Below are 23714 nucleotides of genomic sequence, written 5' to 3'. Positions count from 1 at the left end.
CCACCGTATTGCGACATCTGCGTGAACCCGCGCCGTTAGTCTCGACGTCGCCATGACAGCTCACGCGAGCCTGAGCAGGCCGCAGCGGTTCCCCACCATCGGCGACCAGCTCTATCAGTTGGCCAGCGGCACCGTGACCTCCGCCGAACTGGTCCGCCGATCGCTGCGCACGATCAGCGCCAGCCAGTCCACGCTCAACGCCTTCCGCGTCGTGCTCACCGAGTCGGCGCTGGCCGAGGCCGCCGAAGCCGACCGACGCCGCGCGGCCGGTGCGAAGGCGCTGTTGCTCGGCATCCCGATCGCGGTCAAGGACGACGTGGACATCGCCGGCGTGCCGACCTCTTTCGGCACCGGTGGGCGGATCCGGCCCGCGACCGAGGACGCCGAAGTGGTGCGCAGGCTACGGGCCGCGGGTGCGGTGATCGTCGGCAAGACGAACTGCTGTGAGCTGGGCCAGTGGCCGTTCACCAGCGGCCCCGCCTTCGGTCACACCCGCAACCCGTGGTCACGCAAGCACACCCCAGGCGGTTCCTCGGGCGGCAGTGCGGCGGCCGTCGCCGCCGGCCTGGTGGGCGCGGCCATCGGCTCCGACGGCGCGGGCAGCGTCCGGGTGCCCGCGGCCTGGACCCACCTCGTCGGCGTCAAGCCGCAACGGGGACGCATCTCGACCTGGCCGCTGGCCGATCCGTTCAACGGCATCACCGTCAACGGGGTGCTGGCCCGCACCGTGGCCGATGCCGCGCTGGTGCTCGACGCCGCGTCGGGCAATGTCGAGCAGGATCTGCACCAGCCGCCGCCGGTGCGGGTGTCCGACTACGTCGGGCTGGCCCCGGGGCCGCTGCGGATCGCGGTGTCCACCCGGTTTCCGTTCACGTTCTTTCGCGCCACGTTGCATCCTGAGATCCGGGCCGCGCTCGACACCGTCGCCGAACAGCTCGACCTGCTCGGCCACACGGTGATGGCGGGCAATCCCAACTACGGCCTGCGGTTGCCGCTGTCCTTTCTGCCTCGCTCGACCGCGGGATTGTTGGAGTGGGCCGACCGCCTCGGCGAGGATGTCACCTTCGATACCCGCACCGAGGCCAACATGCGGCTGGGCCGGCTGCTGTCGGGATCCATGCTGCGCCGAGCCCGCGCCAGCGAATCGGCTCTGCAGCGCCGCGTCGGGGAGATCTTCCGCTCCGTGGATGTCGTCCTGGCCCCCACCACTGCCCAGCCACCCCCGCCGGCCCGCACGTTCGACAACTTGGGTTCGACCGCCACCGACCGGGCCATGATCGCGGCCTGCCCGGTGACCTTCCCGTGGAACGTACTGGGGTGGCCCTCGATCAACGTCCCGGCCGGCTTCACCGCCGACGGCCTTCCGATCGGGGTTCAGCTGATGGGCCCGGCCAACAGCGAACCGATGCTGGTCTCGCTGGCCGCGGAGCTGGAGGCCATCAACGGCTGGGCCAACGAGCAGCCTGAGATCTGGTGGAACACGCCAAGTCTGCGCGAGCTAGAAGCCTAGCCGCCCAAGCTGTTTGGGATCGCGCTGCCAGTTCTTGGCGATCTTGACCCGCAAGTCCAGGTACACCTTGGTGCCCAGCAGTTTTTCGATCTGCGTGCGGGCCACCGTCCCGACCTCTTTGAGGCGGGCCCCGCCCTTGCCGATGACGATGCCCTTCTGACTGTCCCGCTCGACATAGAGCACGGCGCGCACATCGATCAGGTCGTCGCGGCCCTCCCGGTTTTCCACCTCCTCGATCACCACCGCCAGCGAGTGCGGCAGCTCGTCGCGCACGCCTTCCAGCGCGGCCTCCCGAATCAGCTCGGCCATGAGCACCTCTTCGGGCTCGTCAGTGAGCTCCCCGTCGGGATAGAACGCGGGCCCGGGCGGCAGCAGCCCGGCCAGCACATCGGTGAGGATGTCGACCTGATCGCCCCTGGTCGCCGAGACCGGCACGATTTCGGCGGCGGTGTCGCCGACGAGTTCGTGCACGGCCATCAGCTGTTCGGCCACCCGGTCCTTGGCCACCTTGTCGATCTTGGTGACGATCACGACGAGTGTGGTCCTGGGAGCCACGTCGCGGATCTGTTCGTAGATCCACCGGTCGCCGGGCCCGATGGCCTCGTCGGCGGGGATGCACAGGCCGATGACGTCGACCTCGGAGTAGGTGTCGCGCACCAGGTCGTTGAGCCGCTTACCCAGCAGGGTGCGTGGCCGGTGCAGGCCGGGAGTGTCGACGAGCACGATCTGGAAATCGGGGCGATGCACGATGCCGCGGATGGTGTGCCGGGTGGTCTGTGGCTGATTGGCGGTGATGGCCACCTTGGCGCCGACCAGCGCGTTGGTCAGTGTCGATTTGCCGGTGTTGGGCCGGCCGACCAAACACACGAAGCCGGACCGGAACTCGCTCACTGTGGCGTCCCGGACCGGTCGGTGACGATGATCGCCGCGGTCGGCGACAGCTCGCGCACGGCCGCGACACCGGCGTCGTCACCCGAACCGCCGACTAGCACGGCGGCCTCGAAACCCGTTGCACCGCTGGACACAGCGGCGACCACAGCGGCTTGCAGCCCACTCAACCGCAACGCCGTCAGGGCGACCGGAGCGCCAGCGTAGGTGCGGCCGTCGAGGTCGCGTACCGCGGCGCCCTCACCAGCCTCGGCCCGGGCCATCGCGCCGCGCGCGAGCACGACCAGCTTGGCATCCTCGCCATCCAGTGCATCACTCATCGTCGTCGCTCTCCTCCAGTTCGGTCCGGCTGACCAGCACGGTGCCGATGCGTACGCGGCCACGATGGTCGGGGCCGCCTTCCGCGCGCAACCGTAGTCCGTGGGAGACCACCTCGGCGCCCGGCAGCGGAACGCGACCGAGTTCGAGAGCCAGCAGGCCGCCCACGGTGTCCACGTCGAGGTCCTCTTCGAACTCGATGTCGTAGAGCTCACCGACGTCTTCGATCGGCAGCCGGGTCGACACCCGGAACTTGTTGTCGCCCAGTGCCTCCACTGGTGCCACCTCGTCGGTGTCGTACTCGTCGGCGATCTCCCCCACGATCTCTTCGAGCACGTCCTCGATAGTGACCAGACCCGCGATGGCGCCGTATTCGTCGACCAGCAGCGCCATGTGGTTGCGGTCGCGCTGCATCTCGCGCAGCAGGTCGTCGAGCGGTTTGGAGTCCGGGACGAACACCGCGGGCCGCATGATGTCGGTCACGCTGGTGTCCCGGCCGCTGTTGGCCGAGTAGTAGGTGCGCTGCACCAGGTCCTTGAGGTAGACGACGCCGACGACGTCGTCGACGTTCTCACCGATCACCGGGATGCGGGAGTGCCCGCTGCGCACCGCAAGCGACGTGGCCTGGGCCGCGCTCTTGTCGTTCTCTATCCAGACCATCTCGGTGCGCGGAACCATGACCTCGCGGGCGGCGGTGTCGCCGAGTTCGAACACCGATTGGATCATCCGGCGTTCGTCGTCGGCCACCACACCGCGCTGCTGGGCCAGGTCGACCACTTCACGCAGCTCGATCTCGGAGGCGAATGGGCCGTTGCGGAATCCGCGCCCGGGGGTCAAGGCGTTGCCGAGCAATATCAGCAGGCGGCTGATCGGGGTGAGCAGCACCGAAATCGCATGCAGCGGAACGGCTGCACCCAGCGCGAGGGAGTAGGCGTTCTGCCTGCCGATGGTGCGCGGACCAACCCCGATGACGACGAAGCTGGCCACCGTCATGATGCCGGCGGCCGCGACGAGGCCCCATTTCAGGCCGAGGTCATCCCACAGGAACGCCACCAGCAGCACGGTGGCGGCGGATTCGCAGGCGATGCGCAGCAGCACTACGAGGTTGATGTAGCGCGGCCGTTCGGCCATCACCCGCGCCAGGCGCAGCGCACCCGGCCGCTCGTCGCGGACCAGTTCTTCCACGCGAGCCACCGACACCGTGCTGATGGCGGCGTCGATCGCGGCAAAGAGGCTGCCGAGGGCGATGAGCGCTATCGCGGCGAGCAGCGGAGCAAGTCCGGTCACGGTGCGTCGAAATACCGCGACTTGTCGAGCAGCCGCTGGTCCTTCTCGAACTGCCGGTCCTGGTGGTAGGCCTCGACCTGTTCGGCGACCCACTCCGCAAGCAGGTCGCGCTGCAAGCCGAACATCTCCTTCTCCTCGTCCGGCTCCGCGTGGTCGTAGCCCAGCAGGTGCAGAACACCGTGGACGGTCAGCAGGGCCAGCTCCTGGCCGAGGCTGTGTCCGGCGGCGGCGGCCTGCTCGGCGGCGAACTGCGGACACAGCACGATGTCGCCCAGCATGGCCGGGCCCGGCTCGGGGGCGTCGGGACGGCCCCCCGGCTCCAGCTCGTCCATCGGGAAGCTCATCACGTCGGTGGGACCGGGCAGGTCCATCCAACGCATGTGCAGGTCGGCCATCGCGTTGGTGTCCAGCAACACCATGGACAACTCAGCGGCGGGGTTGACGTTCATCCGGCGGATGACGAACCGTGCGACGCTGATCAACTCCTCTTCGGAAACGTCGAGGCCGGATTCGTTGGATACCTCGATAGTCATGTGCAGTGCGCCCCTAACGCCGGGTCGAGCGTCGTTGCGAACGGTTCATCAAGGCCGGCTGCTCAGCCTTGGCATAGGCGTCGACGATCTCCGACACCAGCCGGTGACGCACCACATCGGCACTGGTGAGCTGGGCGAAGTGGATATCGTCGATGCCCTCGAGGATGTCCATCGCCGCACGCAGCCCGGAGCGGGCACCACCGGGCAGGTCGACCTGCGTGATATCGCCCGTCACAACGATTTTCGAGCCAAACCCCAACCGGGTGAGGAACATCTTCATCTGTTCGGCGGTGGTGTTCTGCGCCTCGTCGAGGATGATGAAGGCGTCGTTCAACGTCCGGCCGCGCATGTAGGCCAGCGGCGCGACCTCGATGACACCGGCACTCATCAGCTTCGGAATGGCGTCGGGGTCCATCATGTCGTGGAGCGCGTCGTACAGCGGGCGCAGGTAGGGGTCGATCTTCTCGCTCAACGTCCCGGGCAGAAACCCAAGGCGCTCACCGGCTTCCACCGCCGGACGGGTCAGGATGATGCGGGTGACCTGTTTGGTCTGCAGTGCGTTCACCGCTTTGGCCATCGCCAGGTACGTCTTGCCGGTACCCGCCGGCCCGATACCGAACACGATGGTGTTGACGTCGATCGCGTCGACGTAGCGCTTCTGGTTGAGCGTCTTGGGGCGGATGGTCTTGCCACGCCGCGACAGGATGTCGAGGGTGAGCACCTCGGCCGGCGACTCGTTGTCGGTGCCGGAGATCATGCCCACGCTGTGCCGCACCGCGTCCGGGGACAGCGTCTGCCCGCCCGCGACGATCGCGATCAACTCGGAGATCACCCGCTCGGCCAGCGCCACGTCAGCGGCCGTACCGGACAGTGAGATGGTGTTACCGCGGACATGCAGATCGGCCGAAACGCTGCGCTCGAGTGCTCGCAGGTTCTCGTCGGCGGAGCCCAGCATGCCCAGGACGAGGTCGGGCGGAACAGTCATGCTGCTGCGCACTGTGCGGTCATCGACAGAGCGAGCGGCGGTCGTCTCGCGGGGCGTCACGTGGTCTTCGAAGCCTGCTTTCTGGGTTCTCGGTCGACCTGGGATTTCTGTAGTCGACACCGAGTGCCCAGTTTACCGTCCTGTGCCGATACCCCCCACCGGTTAACCCAGACCGTCGGTGAACACCTCGTGGGTCAGCGCGGAGTTCATGAAGTCGCGGAAGTGCAGCCACCTGCCGTCCCGCAGGGTGATGATGTGCGCGAACTCCGACTCCCACGTCCGGCCGGTGGCCGGGCGAAGGAACGTTTGGTGGCCCCAGACCGCGAGGTTGTCGCCGTCGGCGATGAACAGCCACGGCTCCATGGCCACGATCTCGATGTGGGTACCCACCGTGCCGAAGAATTCCGTGGCCGCCTCGATGCCGCGGTAGTCGCCGGCATATGGGATGGCGGCACTGCCGTAATAGGTGATGCGGATGTCCGGATCCATGTGGAGCAACGCGGTGTCCAGGTCACCGGCTGGAACCGCGGCGTAGATCGCCCTGGTCGCGGCGATGTTGACGCTCTCGACCGTGGTCATCGCGCCAGGTGAAGCGGTAACCGGACGAAGCCGTGGGTGAGCAGGCTGGCGGTCTGCCGTTCGGGGGGCTCCTCGGACGCGGCGATGGTCGAGTAGCGATCGAGGACCGCGCCGACGACCGCGGATACCTCCAGCCTTGCCAGCGGCGCCCCCAAGCAGAAGTGCAGACCGTGGCCGAAGGCCAGGTGCTGGCGGATGTTGGGGCGGTCTAGGTCCAGCCGTTGCGGGTCGTCGAAGACCGCGGGGTCGTGATTGGCCGATCCGAAGAACAACGCCACCCACTCCCCCTTACGGATATGTGCCCCGTCGATCTCGACATCGCGGGTGGCGATGCGGAACAGCCGCTGCGGACCGGTGAGCCGCGCGACCTCCTCAATGAAAGTGTTCACCAACGAGCGGTCGGCCCGCAGCCGAGCGGTCACCGCGGGTTCGCGGGCCATGGCATGTAAGACGCTGCCGATCAGGTAGGTCGTCGTCTCGCTGCCGGCGACCACCAACGTCACACAGAGGCGCACCACCTGCTCCGGGGTCAACCGCCGGCCGTCCAGCTCGGCGCGCAACAGTGCCGAGATCAGGTCCTCGGCGTCTTCCACGTCAGCGGAGTCGCCGCTGGAATCCTCAAGGCGCGCACTGTGTTCCAGCACCCGCTCGCTGAACGCGGCCACCATCTCGGTGTTGCTGGCCATCCGTTCCTCCGGTGTCATCGCCGACGAGAGCATAAATGCGTTGGCCCAGTTCTTGAACCGGACGTGGTCGCCGGCGGGAAGGCCGAGCAGTTTCACCATCGCCCGGGTCGGTACCTCGGCGGCGAACTCCATGACGTCGGGGTCGCCGTCACCGCCGCGCGCGTCGAAGTCGGCGAGCAATTGCGGAACCAGATCGCACAGCCAGCCCTCGAGCCGGTGGATGCGCCGCGGCGAAAACGCTTGGGAAACCAGTTTGCGTTCACCGGTGTGGGCGGGCGGGTCGGTGTTGACCAGCATCAGACTCGGCGCCGAGGACGCCTCCTGGATGGGATCGCGTGACGAGAACGTCTCGTTGTCGCGAGCGGCGGCGAGCACCTGGTCGTGGCGGAACAACGCCCACGCGGTGACCGGCTCGTCAGCACCGGGCACCGTACCCGGCGGCCAGTCCTGGTAGCCCGGCACCGGCGAGGAATCCCGCAGTTGTTCGAAGAGCGGATAGGGGTTGGCGACGCCCTCCGGGGTGGTGAGGGTGCGCAGTGCCGAAGTGATGGTCGAGGTCATCAGATCAGCCTCGGCGCTGACCATGGATGCGGTCGATCTCCCGATGGAGGTCAGTTGTGCTCCCGACCGAGCGGTTTCGGTGCGGGCACCGTCGGGTCGGTGAGACGATCGGTCCACTGTGACCAGCACCACTGAACCGCCGACCGTGACCGCACTCGTCGACGGCAACCACCCCGGCTGGGGCTCTAAGGAGCCACGGGCCAGTGCGGTGTCCCGGCGGTACGACGAAGCCTGCCGCCTGGGCATCGTCGAGCCGGCCGACGATCCGGTCCGGGCGGTCGCCGACACCCTCGATGCCCAGGCCGCCGTCGTGCGTGAGGCACTCGAAGCCCTCGGCGACGAGACGACGCTGACAGCGCTGGAGGCGGTGCTCGACCTGTCGCTGCTGGAACGGCAGTTGATCGAGGACAACGCCCGCCGCCGGGTGCTGGCCCTGCTGCGGGTGCAGGAGGGCCTGTCCAAGCTACGGGGGATCGACGAGGTCGCCACCATCGTCGATCGGGCACCGCGGGAGCTGGTCGAGTCGTGTGGGTTCGACCGGGCGGTGTTGTTCCGGGTGCACGAAGGCCGAATGGTGATGGAGTCGGCGTACTTCGGTGCCGACACCGACGGAGCCGAGAAGATGGTGGCCTTCGCCCAGTCCGTCTCACCGCCGCTGGACCACATGCTGCTTGAGACCCAGATGATCCGCAGACACGCACCGGAGATCGTGCGCGACGCCCGCAACGATCCCCGGGTCAACCGCCCGATCATCGACTTCTCCCTGACCCGGTCCTACGTCGCCGCCCCGGTGATGCCGACCGGCCGGGTGATCGGATTTCTACACGCCGACCGGCTCTATTCCGGGCGCACCGTAGACGAGATCGACCGGGACACCGTGTGGGCGTTCGCCGAGGGGTTCGGCTACGCCTTCGAGCGGACGGTTCTGATGGAGCGAATGCGCCGCCAGCACGCCGAGGTGCGTACCGCGCTGGCCACCGCCGAGCAGGCCGCCCAGGCCCTGCAGGACGCCGACCTGGAATTGCGCAAGGTCGAACCACCCGAACGAAGCCCGGCCAGCCGTCGGCTGGCCGAGGTGGAATCGCGGGTGCACGACATGCTGACCCGCCGGGAGGCCGAGGTGCTGCGACTGATGGCCGAGGGACGCACCAACCAGCAGATCGCCGACGAACTGGTGATCACCCCGGGCACGGTGAAATCCCACGTAAAACGGGTGCTGCGCAAGCTGCACGCCAGCAACCGGGCCGAGGCCGCCTCGATCTACGCCAGGCTGGGCACCCGATCGGAGCCGGGCTGACCCCAGCGGAACTCGACTCCGTCAGCGTCGGGTGCCGTGTACCTCGGTCATCCGCATGAAGCGAAACACCGCTTCGGCACGGTTGGACGCCTTCAACTTCCGCAGGATGTGCTTGACGTGGGTCTTGACGGTGCCCTCGGCGATCACCAGCTGGGTGGCGATCGCCGCATTGCTTCGGCCCTCCGCCATCAGCGACACCACTTCGATCTCGCGGCGCGACAACAGGGTTTCGATCGGGGAATCGGCGACCAGCGACGCGGCCACCACGGGCCGGCTGGCGGGGCTGTCGTCCTGTCGCGGTTGGCAGACAAGCACGGTCCTTGCGGTGCACAGGTCGTCGGCGGCGTTCGCGACGTTTCGGGCCATGCGCTGAATCTCGTTGCGCGCGAGACGGAGTCGTTCACTGAGCACCGTCCGCTGGTAGGCGTAGCCGAATCCTTCGGCGAACATCCACAGCACGGCGAGGTCGTCCTCGTCGACGTGGCGGCGGCTGTTGTAGCAGTCGGCATGCAGCAGCCCGATGACGCGACCGTCCGGCATGATCGGGGCGGCGACATAAGACCTCGACAGCGAGGCCATGCCGATCGCGGTGTTGATCCGCGGATCGTGCTCGACGTCGCGAACGAGCACCGGTGCACGCCGCCGGATGACTTCGCTTTCGACAACCGTGTGGTCGATCACCAGGGGGTTCTCCCGGCCCACGCGGACGATCTCGCCGGCCCATTCCGGATCGGCGTGAACGTGGACGTTCTCCACCCACCAGGTCGAGTCCTCGACCCGCGAGATGATGGCGCGGTCGAACCCGCATCGGCACAACTCCACCAGGGCCCGATCGAGCATCTGCGCGACGGAGTCGACGCCATGCAGGCGCGAGAGTGCGTTACGCACCGCGCCGTAGCGTTCGTCCTTCTGCGCGGCGCGGGCCCGGGCCACCTCGGTGTGCAACGCGGTGACCTCACCGAGCATCCCGGCAAACCATGCCGCGCCGAGCCGCCGGACCGGCAGTCCGCCGTTCGCCAGATGCCTGTTCAACTGCTCCCGGCTGGCGTCCAGAGCGGTCAGTAGCCGGGTGAAGTCCCGCTCGTCGCCGGCTACCTCGATACACCCCGGCACCGCCGACGCGGCCTGTTCGAGTGCCACCAGCACCCGGTCGCGCAGGTCACGGTCGCGCAGCGGATCACCGACGACCGACCATTCCCGGTCGTCGCGCGCCCGGATCGATCGGACCGAGGGCAGCGCGCGCACCTGGGCACTATGGCCCAGCTCGCTCGGGGCGATATCGGACAGCGGAAAAGTGGCGACAGTCACATCAATGACGGTAGGGAGGCCCGAGTCACCGGAACATGGAACCCGCTTCCAAAGTTCTCGCTGAGTACTGGAATGGGCTCACATGTCGCCGGGACTGAGCTCACCGTTCGCGTCGGCCAGCCGCAGCGCCACCTCCAGTTCCAGCCGACGATCGGTCAACGGGAGGCCGAGCAGATCCTTGGCCTGCTGCACCCGGTACATCACGGTGTTCTGGTGCACGCCTAGCCGTTCGGCGGTTCGCCCCCAACTCATGTTTTCCTCGAAGAACACGCTAAGCGTGGTGCGCAGTCGCCGGCTGCGTTCGGTGTCCGAACTCAGTTCGCCGAGTTCATCGCGGACGAATCGCCGTGCTGCCGCGAGGTCGTGGGTCAGCAGCGCATCGAGGGCGACGTCGCGGTGGTAGAGCACCGCACCAGCGGGCCGGGCCAGAACCCCGCTCATCCGCCGCGCGTCGCCGGCCTGGTGGTGCGACTCAACAAAGCCGGCCAGGCCGGGAGCCAGGCCACCAACCGAACCCAGCAGCGGCGCGTCGACGGTGATCGTCGCCGTGGGACGATCGGTCACGGACGGGCCGCTGGTCCAGGCCCACACCATCCCGGCGCCGGCCGGGACCACCAGCAGCTCCATCCCTTTGAGCTGGTGGGCGATCGCCGCGGCGGCACGCTTCAATGCCTGCAACGGCGGGCGGTCGTGGCTGCGCGGATCGGTCCACACCATCATCGCGACGTGCGGCCGGTCGAGGTTGTAGCCGAGCGCGGCGCTGGTGGCCCGCAGATCCACCGGCCGACCCGAGACGACACCGTGCACGAGTTCGGCGCGCACCGAATCGGCTCCCTGCGCCCAGAGTTCGCGTTCTCGCTGGTAGTGGTCGACCAGGTCGCCGGAGACCTTCTCGCAGTAGCCGAACAGGTACTGGGAGGCCGACCCGGCCAGCTGCCAGCGCACATCTTCGGGGGCGTCGAGTTGGTTGATCGCATTGCGCAGTGCGGCGTCGCACATACCCGACCCGATGACATAACAGCGCGGGATCACCGCCACAGTGATGCCGCGCTGGGCCAGGGTCGCCACCCAGTTGAGGGTGAGCTCCGGCGGCTGCGCCGAGGCCGGCGACTCCCCCGCGGCCAAGGCGCGTAACACGGCCTGGACGTTGCTCAGCGCCGCCTCAACGGTCAGCTGCTCGAGGTCGCGATCCTTGGTGTCGTGCAATTCGGCGATGACTTCGACGGCACGCATGCCGATCCGCTGTCCCAGGGCCGCGACGTCCATCGACGCCGCAAGGGCGGTGAACTCCTCAACCGACATACGTGCGAGGTCTTGACCCACCAACGCTCCCCAATCACGCGGCTGGACGTGGGCGACGGTAACACCTGCGTCCCACGTCCGACTGCGTTCGGCTCACATCGGTCAATCGAAGACGACCACCGGCTTGATCACGTCGCCGCGCGTCGAGGCCTCGATCGCGGCGTTGATGTCGGCGAAGGCGAAAGTCTCGATGAGGCGGTCGAACGGGAATCGCCCCTCCCGGTAGAGCCGGATGAGGCTGGGCACGAAGGCCTGTGGGTCGGCATCGCCCTCGATCACCCCGGACAGCCGCCGGCCTAGCAGTAGATGTCCCTGGTCGATCGTGATGTCGTGCTGCAGGCCGTGGAAACCGACGGTCACGCAGTGCCCCGGGGAGCCGAGAATCTCCAGCGCCTGCCGGATGACGGCGTTCGAGCCGACCGCGTCCAGCGAGTGATGCACCCCGGCGGGCACCGTGCTCATCACGTCCCACACCAGATCCCGGCTTGTCGCCGGGTTGACGGTGTGGGTGGCGCCCAGAGTGCGCGCGACCTCCAGGCGGGACTCGTTGACGTCGATGGCGATCACCGGATCGCAGCCCAGCGCGACACCGGCCATCACCGCGGCCAGACCCACCGCCCCCAGGCCGAACACGGCCAGGCTCTCCCCCCGCTGCGGTCGCAACACGTTCATGACCGCGCCCGCCCCGGTCTGCAGCCCGCAGCCCAGCGGGCCGAGAAGGTGCAACGGCAGATCCGTGGGGACCTTGACCGCGTTACGGGCGGCGGCGATGGCCAGGCTCGAGAACGACGACTGCCCGAACCAGTTGCCGTGGATCTCTTCGTCGCCGGCCCGCATCGTGACGGTGCCGTCGAGCCGTTCGCCGAAGTAGTTCAGCGGTGCGAACAGATCGCAGTAGGCGGGCGTCTTCGTGCGGCAGGTGTCGCATTCGTCGCAGTAGGCGAAACTGAGCACCACATGGTCACCCGGAACCAGCGTGGTCACCCCGGCGCCCACCGACACCACGACGCCGGCGCCTTCGTGGCCGAGCACGGCCGGTAGCGGCAGCGGTACGAGCCCCTGTGCGGCGGAGATGTCGGTGTGGCAGATCCCCACTCCGGCGATCCGCACCAGAATCTCGTCGTCGGCGAGGTCGGCCAGCTCGACGGTCTCCAGTGACAACGGCCGGCCCTCCTCGCGCAGGACCGCCGCGAGAGCGGTCGACGGCCGCGACGCAGTGATGGTGCCGCTGGCATCAGTCACGTTGTCGGTCAACGTGTTCCCCCATCCCGAGCCGCGTCAGCCGCGGCGTCCTTCTCGGCAACGAGCTCGCGGTAGATGGGGAACAGCGGCTTGGTCAACGGCACCAGCTTGAGGATCTTGTTGACCGGTCCCTTGGCCTTGACCTGGCCCTTGGCCAGCCCCACACCGAGGTTGTATTCGCCGCGCCAGAACTTGTCGCCGATATCGGCGGGCATGTACAGCTTCACGTCGGCATCGGCGTTGTCCCCGCCGTCGGCGACCTCGATGCTGGGCTCGCGCAGCCGGACCGTCATGCAGGCGTCCGGGTCGGTGTAGTACACCTGTAGGTCGATGTCGGCGGACTTCAGCTTGGGCCCCACATCGGTGCCGTTGGCGGCCCGGAACACACCTCCGAGGTAGGCGTAGATCTCTTCTGGGTTGGCGTAGTACGGCATGGCTGTTCTCCTGTGTTCGGCTCTGGCGGTCAGCGATTGGTGGGTGGTGTCCAGCGCACCGGCAACGAGTGCACGCCGTGGATGAAGTTGTTGACCTGATAGTCGGGTTCCCCGCTGAGCGTGATATCCGGTATGCGCGTGTAGATTTCGGTGATCGCCGAGCGCAGCATCTGCCTGCCCAGCGCGCTGCCGAGACAGAAGTGCGGGCCGCCCGCACCGAAACCGGCGTGGTCGTTGGGGCTGCGCAGGATATTGAATCTGGCCGGATCTGCGAAAACCTCGGGATCACGGTTGGCCGAGCAGTACCACATGACCACGTGCTCGCCTTCTTTGACCTCGGCATCGCCGATGACGACGTCCTGGGTGGCCGTGCGACGGAAATGCATCACCGGGCTGGCATACCGAATAACCTCTTCGGTGGCGCCGCCGACGCGGCCCTCCAGGTCTTCGAGCAGCAGGGCGCGCTGGTCGGGGTTCTCCGACAGCAGCCGGATCGCGTGCGCGATCGAATGCCGGGTGGTGTCGTTCGCCGCGGATCCCAGCAGCGAGAAGAATGACCCGATTTCCCACTCGTCGAGCTTCTGGCCTTCGAATTCGGCATTGATGACCCAGGTGATCAGATCGTCCTTCGGTTCCTTGCGCCGGCGCTCGGCCATCATCAACGCGATGTCCTGGATACGCTCACTTTCCTCGGCATGAGTGGTCAGCGCGTCGCGTCCCAGAGCCATGCGGGGGTCATCCCAGGCCAGCATCCGCTCGGCAGCCTCCATGACGATGTGCTGCTCTTCGCTGTCGCGCTCGAGGCCGAAGAAGTGCGCGAAGATGCGCCCAGGCACGTACTTTGCGTAGTCCTCGGAGAAGTCGCCCTCGCCGCGGTCGATGATCTCGTCGAGGCGGTCACGGGCATGCTGGGCAACCCATTCCGAGATCTTGCGGACGTTGCGGGGGCTGAACGCCTGCTCCATGATGCCGCGCATTTTGCGGTGCTGCTCACCGTCCATCACCAGGAAAGAGGCTGTCGCGGTGATGACGACCTCGGGCATGTCCTCCATCAACACGCCCTTGCCCGAGCAGAACAGCTTCGGGTTGCGCGAGACGAACCGGCAGTCCTTGTGTTTGGTCACCGACCAGAAGCCGGGGGTGTCGTCCTCGGGTGGGAGCAGCGTCGATTCGTAGGGCCGATGGTAGGAGACACGATGTTCGTCTCGCAGTCGAGCGAACGCCTTTTCACGCTGTTCGAAGTTCTGTGCCCAGAACGACCTTGCCGACAGATCCAGCTCGGGGTCGGTGATCGTCAACGGGTGTTCGGCGATACTGGTCATACCGATCAGGCTGCCACCGGCCGGTCCCGCTGACGATCCGGCGCGGGAGACATCCGCATCCCCCCTTCGGGGTGCGGGACGTGGCTGGCCATCATAAGTCGAGGACCAACTGCTGTGTCAGCGAACGCGATACGCACACCATCATCGCGTCGTTGGCGGCTTTCTCGTCGTCGGTGAGTACCGAATCGCGGTGATCGGGGACCCCTTCCAACACCGCCGTCTCACAGGTGCCGCAGATCCCCTCCATGCAGGAGGACAACATGTTCACCCCATGCGCTCGTAACGCATCCAGGATCGAGGTGGTGGGGCCGATGTCGATGGTGAGATTCGACTTCTGGCAGACCACCTGGAAGTTGTCCAAAGCCTCGGATGAGCCGGCCACCGCCGAACCGGCGGCCGTAGCTACGCCGGCGGCGAACCGTTCCACATGCAGAGCGCCGGCGGGCCAGTGCGCACAGGCAGCCTCGACGGCTCTCAGCAGACCCTCGGGTCCGCAGCAGTACACCAGGGTGTCCTCGCGCGGGGTGCCCAGCAGATCGTCGAGATCGAGCAGGCCCTGCTCGTCCTGCGGCCGAATATCCACGCGCTCGGTATATTTCGCCAATTCGTCGGCGAACGCCATCGACAATCTGCGCCGTCCGCCGTACAACAGGTGCCAATCGGCACCCGCGGCAACCGCGGCGTCGATCATCGGCAGGATCGGGGTGATGCCGATTCCGCCGGCGATGAACTGGTAACGCTCGGCTGGCCGCAATGCGAAATGGTTGCGCGGACCGGCGATCCGGAGACGCGCGCCCTGGTGTACCTGCTGGTGAACGAATGCGGAACCGCCTCGGCCGGCGGCCTCCAGCAGCACCCCGATTCGCCAGCGCCGCCTATCGTCCGGGTTCGAGCACAGCGAATACTGCCGCACCACGTCCCCGCTCAGCACGACGTCGATGTGCGCGCCCGGTGCCCACTGCGGCAGGTCCCGCCCGTCTGGATCCTCAAGAACCAGGCCGATGACGTCGTCGGCTAGTTCCTCGCGTTGTGCGACAACAACCTCGATCACCCGAACTCCTCTGCGACAAACCCGAAACCGACCCCTCGAGCGTGCGGGGTGTCGCCGGTGGTGACAAGCCGTCGGAGGGTGGAGCGCCCTACCCCGAACGGAGTGGTGACGGCACAGCGGACTCACACCGTCGGCATCGCCTAGCGGGGCGGCTCGGACAGCAGCGCGTCGAAGATGTGACGTTCGAGTTTCTGGGTGAGATCGATGTGCACGTGCTTGGTCTCGGTGTACGCGTCCAGCGCATGCTCACCCAACTCACGCCCCAGCCCACTTTGCTTGTATCCCCCGAATGGCAACGCGGGGTCGATCTGGTGCCAGTTGTTGATCCACACCGTGCCGGCCCGTAGCTGTGCGGCCAGATCGGCGGCACGCTCGTAGTCGGTGCTCCAGACCCCGGCACTCAGCCCGTACTGGGAGTCGTTGGCCTGACTGACGGCATCCGATTCGTCGGTATAGCGCAACACGCACAGCACCGGGCCGAAGATCTCCTCCCGGGCGATCTCCATGTCGTTGGTGACGTCGGTGACGATCGTCGGGGCGATCCAGTACCCCTTGCCGAACCGCTCACCCTCCGGGACGCCGCCGCCCAGAACGATTCTCGCGCCATCCAGCCTCGCGGAGTCCAGGAAGCCCAGTACCCGGTCACGCTGCCTGGCGGAGATCACCGGGCCGACATCGGTGTCGAAGTCGTCGGTATCCCCGATTTTGAGCGCGGAGGCACGGTCGACCAGTCGATCGACCACGAGGTGGTACATCTGGTCGGGCACCAGCAGCCGGGTGCCGGATTCGCAGATCTGGCCCGAGTAGAGCATGCAGCCGAACAGCGCACCGTCGATCGCGATGTCGAGATCGGCGTCGTCGAGCAGGATCTGCGCACCCTTGCCACCGAGCTCCAGCGACACGTTCTTCACCGTGGGTGCGGCCAGCCGCATGATCTCGCGACCGACGGCCGTCGAACCGGTGAAGGCCACCTTGTCGACGTCGGGATGCTCGGCCAGCCGGGCCCCGACGGTGGGCCCCGGGCCGGTGACAAGGTTGATGACCCCGTCGGGCACCCCGCACTCCTGGGCGATCTCGCACAACCGCAACAACGTCAGCGGCGTCTTCTCGTCCGGCTTGATCACCACCGAGTTCCCTGCCGCTAGGGCTGGGCCAATCTTCCAAATACCCAGTAGCAGCGGGAAATTCCAGGGCACGATCGCGGCGCACACCCCGAGCGGCTCGCGGCGGATCACATTGGTCGACATCGTGGGATACGCCGACGTGCTCACCTGCCGGCTCCATTGGTAGGTGCCGGCCAGCTCGGCGAAGTGCAGGAAGTGCGCGGGGGCGTAGCCGACATGGAAGCCGGTGGCCTGCCGCACGGTGGCGCCGTTGGCATGGATCTCGAGGTCGACGAGTTCGTCGAGTTCGCGCGCCAGCTGATCGGCGATGCTCGTCATCACTGCCGACCGGTCGGCCGGTGCCATCCGAGACCAGGCTCCCGATTCGAAGGCCGCCCGGGCGGCCGCGACGGCGGCATCCGCGTCGGCCACGGTCCCTCGGGCCACCGTGGCGACCAAGTCCTCGGTGGCCGGATCGCGGATCTCGTCGAACTCGGCGGCGCCGATGTGCCTTCCGTTGATGAACATCTCGTAGTGCGTGACGGCTGCAGTCATGACGACTCCCCTCGGATCGCTCGACTGGAAGTCAACGCGGCCCGGGCAGAGCGCACCATCACTCGATCGGCAGGTTCTCCTCACCCGGTCGGCGACGTCACTCCAGCGGCCGGTCGCCACCCCACCGCGGCGTCAACGCGCCCAGCGCGCCGAGCGCGACCGCCGCCGCGGTCGACGTGCGCAACACCGTCGGTCCCAGCCGGATCGCGGTGGCGCCCACGCTCACCAGCTCGGCGAGTTCACCGTCGCTGATCCCACCTTCCGGGCCGACGACCAGCATGATCGAATCTGCCTGCGCCACCGGCATATCGGCGAGCGGGCGGTCGGCGGATTCATGCAACGCCAGGACCAGCGCTCCGGCGGCGACGCGCTCGGCGATCACCGCCGACAGAGCACCGGTGCCCAGCGGGCCGCTGATCTCGGGGATGTAGGCACGCCGAGACTGCCGGGCCGCCGAACGGGCCACGGCACGCCAGCGACGCAATCCCTTGTCGGCGCGCTCGCCGTCCCAGCGCGCCACACAACGCGAGGCCTGCCAGGCCATGAAGTCATCGGCGCCGGCTTCAGTCGCCAGCTCGATCGCCAGCTCGGAACGCTCTGACTTGGGAATGGCCTGCACGACGGTCACCGACGGGACCGGGCGCGGCTCCTGCCAAGACTCCAGCACTCGGGCCGACAGACCGCGCTTGCCGGCCTCCTCGACCTCGCAGCGCGCCATCGCGCCGGCCCCGTCGGAAAGCACCAGCACTTCACCCGGCCGGATGCGCCGCACCGTGGCGGCATGGAAACCCTCGTCGCCCTCGACGGTCGCGCACTGGCCGACAGCCGGGACGGCCGCGGTGTAGAAGAGGGTGTCGGCCACCGGCTCAGCGGCCGGTGAACGTTTCGCGCAGCCGGCTGAACAGTCCGCCGCCCGCCGTTTCGCCGGCGTGCACCGACTTCACCTGTGCCTCTTCGTGGCTGCGACTCTTGAACTCGCCCAGTAGCTCCTTGGCCCGGGCATCGAGTTTGCCCGGCACGCTCACCTCGATGTGGGCGTGCAGATCACCGCGGGTTCCGGAGCGCAGATGCGGCATCCCGCGCCCACGCAGCGTGCTCACCGAACCGGGCTGCGTGCCGGGCGCGACGGCTATCTCGATCGAGCCCTCCAGGATGTCCTCCACACTGACTGTGGTGCCCAGTGCCGCGTCGACCATCGGCACCGAAACGGTGCAGTGCAGGTCGTCGCCGTCGCGCACGAAGATGTCGTGCTGCTGTTCGTGGACTTCGACGTAGAGGTCGCCCGCCGGCCCGCCACCGGGTCCGACCTCGCCCTGCGCGGCCAGGCGAACACGCATCCCGTCCCCGACCCCGGCCGGGATTTTGACGCTGATGTCGCGCCGGGCCCGTACCCGGCCGTCGCCGCCACAGCGGTGGCAAGGGTCGGGGATGACCTCACCGATCCCGCGGCACGTCGGGCAGGGCCGCGAAGTCATGACCTGGCCGAGCAGGGAGCGCTGAACGGTCTGCACCTCGCCGCGGCCCCCACAGGTGTCACAGGTGACCGGGGTGGAGTTGCCGTGGGTGCCCTTGCCCTGGCAGATGTCGCACAGGACCGCGGTGTCGACGGTGACCTGCTTGGTCACGCCGGTCGCGCATTCGCCGAGGTCCAGGCGCATCCGTAGCAACGAGTCCGAGCCGGGGCGCACCCGCCCGATCGGGCCGCGCGAGCCGGTGCCGCCGCCGAAGAAGGCCTCGAAGACATCGCCCAGACCACCGAAGCCACTGAATCCGTTTGCCGACGCGGCGCCCTCCAGCGGATCGCCGCCGAGGTCGACGATGCGGCGCTTCTCCGGATCGGACAACACCTCGTAGGCGGCGCTGATCTCCTTGAACCTGTGCTGCGCATCCTCGTCGGGGTTGACGTCCGGATGCAGCTCGCGGGCCAGCTTTCGATAGGCGCGCTTGAGCTCCTGATCGCTGGCGCCCTTGCTCACCCCGAGCAAGCCGTAGTAGTCGCGTGCCACGCTTGACCTTTCGATTCGCCGGCTTAGTCAGCCCGGCATCCGCCGTTGAGCCTCATCGGCCGTACCTGATTGGCCTCTTCGCTCGCGCTGTTGGCCTCTTCACTTCGTCGTTCATCGGCGGCGCTCATCGGCCGCCTAATACATCGCCGATGTACATCGCAACCGCCGCGACATTGGCGATAGTTCCCGGATAGTCCATCCGGGTCGGACCCAACACTCCCATGCCGCCGAAGACGGTGCCTGAGCTGCCGTAGGTCGTGGTCACCACCGATGTGCCGGCCATTTGCTCGGCCTCGGTTTCTTGGCCGATGCGCACCGTGACCTTACCGGTCTCCTCCTGGGCGGCCAGCAACCGAAGCACCACCACTTGTTCCTCGAGTGCCTCCAGAATCGAGCGCAGCGAGCCGCCGAAGTCGGCGGTGTTGCGGGTCAGGTTGGCGGTGCCACCCATCAGCAGCCGCTCCTCGTTGTGCTCGACGAGGGACTCCAGCAGCACCGTCGCCGATCGCCCGACGGCGTCGCCGAGTCCGCCCGAGCCGTCGAGCCGGGCAGCCAGGTCGGCGACGGCCACCGAGGCGGCCGCGAGCCGCTTACCCTCCAACGCCTGCCCGAGCAACTCGCGTAGCTGGGAGAGCTGATAGTCGTCGATGGTGTCGCCGAGTTCGACGATGCGCTGATCGACGCGGCCGGAGTCGGTGATGACGACCATCAGCAGCCGGGCCGGGGTCAGCGCGACGATCTCGAGGTGGCGCACGGTGGAGGTGGACAGCGTCGGGTACTGCACGATCGCCACCTGGCGGGTCAGCTGGGCCAGCAGTTTCACCGCGCGGCGCAGGACGTCGTCGAGGTCGACCCCGGACTCCAGGAACTGCAGGATCGCGCGGCGTTCCGAACTCGACAGCGGCTTGACCTCGTCGATCCGGTTGACGAACTCCCGGTAGCCCTTCTCGGTGGGCACTCGTCCCGAGCTGGTGTGCGGCTGCGCGATGTAGCCCTCGGCCTCCAGGACGGCCATGTCATTGCGCACGGTCGCGCTGGATACCCCGAGGTTGTGGCGTTCGACGAGAGCCTTGGAGCCGATCGGCTCTTTTGTCGCAACGAAGTCGGCGACGATGGCACGGAGCACCTCAAAGCGACGATCGTCGGCACTTCCCATCTGGTACACCTCCAAGTCGTCTCCATTTTACGGACATCATCAGCACATTTAGCACCCACGGCCGCCGAGTGCCACTTCCGGTGTCCGGGTCGGGCCGGTTGGGACCCACCGCACCGGAATTCGCCCAGCACTGGCATTCGGGCGCGCAACGACTAGCCTTGCTGAAATGGTCATGCGCACTCGGGCGGCTACGCCGACGGGGACGGTCGGGGCGACGCTGCCATGATCTTCAAGGGCGTTCGGGAGGGCAAACCCTATCCCGAGCACGGCCTCACCTACCGCGACTGGTCTCAGATCCCCCCGCGCCAGATCCGTCTTGACGAGTTGGTCACCACGACGACGGTGCTCGCGCTGGACCGTCTGCTCAGCGAGGACTCTACGTTCTACGGCGACCTGTTCCCGCACGCGGTCAAGTGGCACGGCGTGGTCTATCTGGAGGACGGCCTGCACCGCGCGGTGCGGGCCGCACTGCGCAACCGCACCGTCCTGCACGCCCGGGTCCACGACATGGACGGCAACCTCAACGGACAGTACTGACGCCCAACGCGACAAGGCCGCGAGGACGCCTCGTCGTCGAGGCGGCCGTCGCGGCCTTGCCGGCTGTGATCAGGTTCTAGCCGAGAGCCCACATCTGGGTCAGGCTCAGCCCCCCGGGTCCGCCCATCGTCTGACCGACGGTGTCCTGCGGGCTGGTGACGATCGACGCGTGGCCCGGCTTCTGGCAGACCGAGGTGCTCCCACTGTCACTGCAGGACTGCGAGCCGGTCGTCGCAGCCTGCGCAGCGGGCGCGACGGCGATCGCGGCTGCGGCGGCTCCGGCGATGAGGAACGGAGTGAGGTAGCGCATTGTCATGATGGTTCCTTTCTCTGGTTGTACCTGGGTGGATCTGGATGATGAGTTGTGATGAAAGAGGTCTCAGCCAGTCAGACTCACACGTCGACACCTCCATCGTCACCGGATATGGGCGAATACCTTTGGCGGATTTGCTGTTTCGCCCATCTCCATGTCATGCCTCCAATACTAGAAACCGCCAGCCGCGCCGTCATCACACTCATAGGGAACGCAAATGTCTTCCGGTCGCTACACGCACTGCAGTGCGTGACGCCCAGCGGTATAGGCCTTTTGAACTACTGAGATGCCGGCAGCGTCACCGTGAAGACCGTGTTGCCCGGCCGCGACTGCGCAGACACCGTCCCGCGGTGCGCCTCCACGATGGAGCGCACGATCGCCAGGCCCAGCCCGGTGGAACCGAGCTTGCGCGAACGCGACTTGTCCGCCCGCACGAAGCGGTCGAACAGGTTGGGCATCAAGGCTTCTGGAATGCCGGGCCCGTCATCGCTGACGGTCAGCTCGACCATGTTCTGGCCGTTCTCGGTGCGAGCAGCGAGCGCGGTGGCGACCGTGACGCCAGCAGGTGTGTGGACCCGGGCGTTGACCAGCAGGTTGGCCACCAGCTGATGAAGCCGCTCCCGGTCGCCGCGCACCCACACGGGTGTCTCCGGTAGGTCGATCACGAAGTGGTGCTCCGGTGATGTCACCGCAACGTCATTTACAACATCGGCCACGAGATCGCACAGCTCGACGTCCTCGATCTTCAGATCCTGTCGCTCGTCGAGGCGCGAGAGCAGCAGCAGATCGGCGACCAGCGACGCCATCCGGTGCGACTCCGCCTCGATGCGGGCCAGCGCGTATTCGGTCGTCTCCGGGAGTACATCACTGTCCTGGCGGGTCAGTTCGGCGTAGCCGACGATCGCCGCCAGCGGGGTGCGCAGTTCATGGCTGGCATCAGCGAGGAATTGGCGCATACGCCGGTCGGACTCGGCCAGATCTGCCAGCGCACCGTCGACGTTGTCCAGCAGCCGGTTGAGCGTGTTGCCGACGACGCCCACTTCGTTGTCCGGGTCGGTATCGGCCTCGTCGACCCGCACCGCGATCCGGTGGCCGGTGCTCGACAGCGGAAGTGCGGCAACCGCCCCGGCGACGGCGGCAACCCGTCGCAGCGGTTTTAGTGCATAGCTGACCATCCACACCGTGCCACCCGCGGTGGCCGCCAGCGCGAGCAGCACCAACGCGATGACGATGATGGTTTCCCGCGCCAAGGTCTTGTTCGCCTGGTCCAGCGACACCGCCGAGACCAGGCGCTCGCCGCTGGCAAGTTCGCGGCTGCCGACCCGGTAGGGTCCGAGGCTGCCGAGTTCGACGGTGCGGTCACCACCGTCGCGCCAGTCGATCGACTTCAGCGCCTCACGAACGTCGATCGGTGCGGACATGGGTTCACCATCACTGAAAATGGTTGCTTGCGGCACCTTTCCGTCGTGCAACACGGCGATGACAGTGCCCGGCGACTGCCCCTGGAACTCGGTCAGGGACTCCCACGGCGCCAGTGCCGACTCCACCGGTGGCGGATGGGCCCGTTCTTGCTTGGCATACGAATAGCTAAACGCCGCCAGCGAGTCGGAGACCTTGCTGTCGCTGAGCCGCATGGCTTCGTCCCGCAGGCTCACCACCGCGACAGCGCCGACCCCGACCAATGCCACGCTGACGATCGTGGAGACCCCGATCATCAGCTGACGGCGCATCGAGCGTGGCTTCCACCAGGCCGTCCGACGTGTCATGGCGTCGGTCGCAGCATGTAGCCGACTCCTCGTACGGTCTGGATCATCGGTTGCCGGCCGTCGTCGATCTTGCGACGAAGATACGAGATGTACAGGTCGACGATGCTCGATCGGCCGCCGAAGCTGTAGTTCCACACGCGGTCGAGGATCTCGGCCCGGGTGACGGCCCGCTTGGGGTTGCGCATGAGGTAGCGCAGTAACTCAAACTCGGTTGATGTCAGCGAGATCGGGTCGCCGGCGCGCGTCACTTCCCGGCTCGAGCCGTCGAGCACCAGGTCGCCCACCCTCAGTGTCTCGTCGTCGGGATCGGTCATGGCTTTGGCGCGGCGTAGCAGACCACGTAGCCGTGCCACCAACTCTTCCAGGCTGAACGGCTTGGTCAGGTAATCATCGGCGCCCGCGGTCAGGCCGGTCACCCGGTCCATCACCGAGTCGCGCGCGGTCAGGAACAGGGTCGGGGTGTACTGGTCGGATTCTCGGATCAGACGCAGCAACTCGAGCCCGTCGGTATCGGGCAACATGATGTCGAGGACCAGCAGGTCGGGGCCGAACTCGGTGAACTTCGCGACGGCCTCCTTGCCGTCGTGCGCCACCTCGATGGTCCAGCCTTCGTAGCGCAGGGCCATCTTGACGAGGTTGGTCAGTGCGGGCTCGTCGTCGACAAGCAGCACGCGGATCGCAGAACCGTCGGCCCGGGTGATGCGCGGCAGCTTGCCGAGGATGGCCTGGCGGGGATGCCGGGAACGTGGCGAACTGGGAGTGACGGACATAACCATGATGTTAATTGTCCTGAGCGCCTGATCGGCTGTCATTGAATCCATATCAGCCTCAAATGTTCGAGCGAGGAATCCCGTTGGGACGTTATCGAATTGTCACAGTTGCCCGGGAGCTCGGCTCAGATATGAGTCTTCTATGCGTCCGTTGAACGCCGCGGATGACGATACCTACTGTTGCGCTTGAGAAGTCGACCGATGC

23 protein-coding genes are annotated in these 23714 nt (G+C 67.1%); 3 read left to right on the top strand and 20 right to left on the bottom strand.

From position 1 onward, the window contains the following. Positions 1-52: 52 nt before the first annotated feature. On the top strand, positions 53-1510 hold the full coding sequence (locus tag ACXDF8_RS13520) for an amidase (RefSeq protein WP_457223770.1): 1458 nt from the start codon (positions 53-55) through the stop codon (positions 1508-1510). Here the strand turns inward: ACXDF8_RS13520 and era are convergent. From era to ACXDF8_RS13485, 7 genes are all read right to left on the bottom strand, one after another. Next, the gene (era, locus tag ACXDF8_RS13515; RefSeq protein WP_457223769.1) at positions 1499-2401 is read right to left on the bottom strand and encodes a GTPase Era; all 903 of its coding nucleotides are present in this window, start codon (positions 2399-2401) and stop codon (positions 1499-1501) included. The genes ACXDF8_RS13520 and era overlap by 12 nt on opposite strands. Then, positions 2398-2718 carry a cytidine deaminase-like protein gene (locus tag ACXDF8_RS13510; protein WP_457223768.1) on the bottom strand — a complete coding sequence of 107 codons (321 nt, stop codon included), beginning with the start codon at positions 2716-2718 and terminating at the stop codon, positions 2398-2400. The genes era and ACXDF8_RS13510 overlap by 4 nt, the downstream gene beginning before the upstream one ends. Further along, positions 2711-4003: a hemolysin family protein gene (locus ACXDF8_RS13505; protein ID WP_457223767.1), complete on the bottom strand. Its 1293-nt coding sequence runs from the start codon at positions 4001-4003 to the stop codon at positions 2711-2713. The genes ACXDF8_RS13510 and ACXDF8_RS13505 overlap by 8 nt, the downstream gene beginning before the upstream one ends. Beyond that, entirely contained in the window at positions 4000-4536 is a 537-nt protein-coding gene (gene ybeY, locus ACXDF8_RS13500) for an rRNA maturation RNase YbeY (RefSeq protein WP_457223766.1), read from the bottom strand. The genes ACXDF8_RS13505 and ybeY overlap by 4 nt, the downstream gene beginning before the upstream one ends. Positions 4537-4549: 13 nt before the next feature. Next, on the bottom strand, positions 4550-5581 hold the full coding sequence (locus ACXDF8_RS13495) for a PhoH family protein (RefSeq protein ID WP_457223765.1): 1032 nt from the start codon (positions 5579-5581) through the stop codon (positions 4550-4552). 102 nt (positions 5582-5683) lie between these two features. Beyond that, positions 5684-6100, bottom strand: coding sequence for a nuclear transport factor 2 family protein (locus tag ACXDF8_RS13490; protein ID WP_457223764.1), 417 nt, complete (start codon positions 6098-6100; stop codon positions 5684-5686). Continuing rightward, positions 6097-7347 carry a cytochrome P450 gene (locus ACXDF8_RS13485; protein ID WP_457223763.1) on the bottom strand — a complete coding sequence of 417 codons (1251 nt, stop codon included), beginning with the start codon at positions 7345-7347 and terminating at the stop codon, positions 6097-6099. The genes ACXDF8_RS13490 and ACXDF8_RS13485 overlap by 4 nt, the downstream gene beginning before the upstream one ends. A 118-nt stretch (positions 7348-7465) precedes the next feature. Here ACXDF8_RS13485 and ACXDF8_RS13480 point away from each other — a divergent pair, with 118 nt between their 5' ends. Beyond that, positions 7466-8644, top strand: coding sequence for a LuxR C-terminal-related transcriptional regulator (locus ACXDF8_RS13480; RefSeq protein WP_457223762.1), 1179 nt, complete (start codon positions 7466-7468; stop codon positions 8642-8644). Between the two features lie 21 nt (positions 8645-8665). Here ACXDF8_RS13480 and ACXDF8_RS13475 read toward each other — a convergent pair whose 3' ends face one another. The 10 genes from ACXDF8_RS13475 to hrcA form a co-directional block, all read right to left on the bottom strand. Next, complete coding sequence (locus ACXDF8_RS13475; RefSeq protein ID WP_457223761.1) at positions 8666-9952, bottom strand: LuxR C-terminal-related transcriptional regulator; 1287 nt, start codon at positions 9950-9952, stop codon at positions 8666-8668. Positions 9953-10030: 78 nt separating this feature from the next. Next, positions 10031-11254 (bottom strand): PucR family transcriptional regulator, encoded by a 1224-nt coding sequence (locus ACXDF8_RS13470; RefSeq protein ID WP_457223760.1) that lies wholly within the window; start codon positions 11252-11254, stop codon positions 10031-10033. A 102-nt stretch (positions 11255-11356) separates the two neighbouring features. Continuing rightward, positions 11357-12508 (bottom strand): NAD(P)-dependent alcohol dehydrogenase, encoded by a 1152-nt coding sequence (locus ACXDF8_RS13465; RefSeq protein WP_457223759.1) that lies wholly within the window; start codon positions 12506-12508, stop codon positions 11357-11359. Beyond that, complete coding sequence (locus ACXDF8_RS13460) at positions 12505-12930, bottom strand: hypothetical protein (protein ID WP_457223758.1); 426 nt, start codon at positions 12928-12930, stop codon at positions 12505-12507. The genes ACXDF8_RS13465 and ACXDF8_RS13460 overlap by 4 nt, the downstream gene beginning before the upstream one ends. A gap of 29 nt (positions 12931-12959) precedes the next feature. Next, on the bottom strand, positions 12960-14252 hold the full coding sequence (locus ACXDF8_RS13455) for a cytochrome P450 (protein WP_457223757.1): 1293 nt from the start codon (positions 14250-14252) through the stop codon (positions 12960-12962). A 91-nt stretch (positions 14253-14343) separates the two neighbouring features. Next, positions 14344-15303 carry a PDR/VanB family oxidoreductase gene (locus ACXDF8_RS13450; RefSeq protein WP_457223756.1) on the bottom strand — a complete coding sequence of 320 codons (960 nt, stop codon included), beginning with the start codon at positions 15301-15303 and terminating at the stop codon, positions 14344-14346. Between the two features lie 140 nt (positions 15304-15443). Continuing rightward, on the bottom strand, positions 15444-16961 hold the full coding sequence (locus ACXDF8_RS13445; RefSeq protein ID WP_457223755.1) for an aldehyde dehydrogenase family protein: 1518 nt from the start codon (positions 16959-16961) through the stop codon (positions 15444-15446). Positions 16962-17058: 97 nt separating this feature from the next. Beyond that, a complete protein-coding gene (locus ACXDF8_RS13440; protein ID WP_457223754.1) occupies positions 17059-17823 on the bottom strand; it encodes a 16S rRNA (uracil(1498)-N(3))-methyltransferase in 765 nt (254 codons plus the stop codon). A 4-nt stretch (positions 17824-17827) separates the two neighbouring features. Further along, positions 17828-18967, bottom strand: a complete 1140-nt coding sequence (dnaJ, locus tag ACXDF8_RS13435; RefSeq protein ID WP_457223753.1) for a molecular chaperone DnaJ — start codon at positions 18965-18967, stop codon at positions 17828-17830. Between the two features lie 124 nt (positions 18968-19091). Further along, positions 19092-20123, bottom strand: coding sequence for a heat-inducible transcriptional repressor HrcA (hrcA, locus tag ACXDF8_RS13430; RefSeq protein WP_457223752.1), 1032 nt, complete (start codon positions 20121-20123; stop codon positions 19092-19094). 222 nt (positions 20124-20345) lie between these two features. On the opposite strand from hrcA, the gene ACXDF8_RS13425 reads away from it, so the two are divergent. Beyond that, positions 20346-20660, top strand: coding sequence for a type II toxin-antitoxin system VapB family antitoxin (locus ACXDF8_RS13425; RefSeq protein ID WP_457223751.1), 315 nt, complete (start codon positions 20346-20348; stop codon positions 20658-20660). A gap of 76 nt (positions 20661-20736) precedes the next feature. On the opposite strand, the gene ACXDF8_RS13420 is transcribed toward ACXDF8_RS13425, so the two are convergent. From ACXDF8_RS13420 to ACXDF8_RS13410, 3 genes are all read right to left on the bottom strand, one after another. Further along, complete coding sequence (locus tag ACXDF8_RS13420) at positions 20737-20976, bottom strand: hypothetical protein (RefSeq protein WP_457223750.1); 240 nt, start codon at positions 20974-20976, stop codon at positions 20737-20739. A gap of 275 nt (positions 20977-21251) precedes the next feature. After that, on the bottom strand, positions 21252-22739 hold the full coding sequence (locus tag ACXDF8_RS13415) for a sensor histidine kinase (protein ID WP_457223749.1): 1488 nt from the start codon (positions 22737-22739) through the stop codon (positions 21252-21254). Next, on the bottom strand, positions 22736-23509 hold the full coding sequence (locus ACXDF8_RS13410; RefSeq protein ID WP_457223748.1) for a response regulator transcription factor: 774 nt from the start codon (positions 23507-23509) through the stop codon (positions 22736-22738). Before ACXDF8_RS13410 ends, ACXDF8_RS13415 begins: the two co-directional genes overlap by 4 nt. Between the last annotated feature and the right edge of the window lie 205 nt (positions 23510-23714).

The sequence above is a fragment of the Mycolicibacterium sp. CBM1 genome, assembly GCF_054073305.1.
Note: the sequence above shows the minus strand (reverse complement) of the source record. Positions and strands in the feature narration are given on the sequence as shown.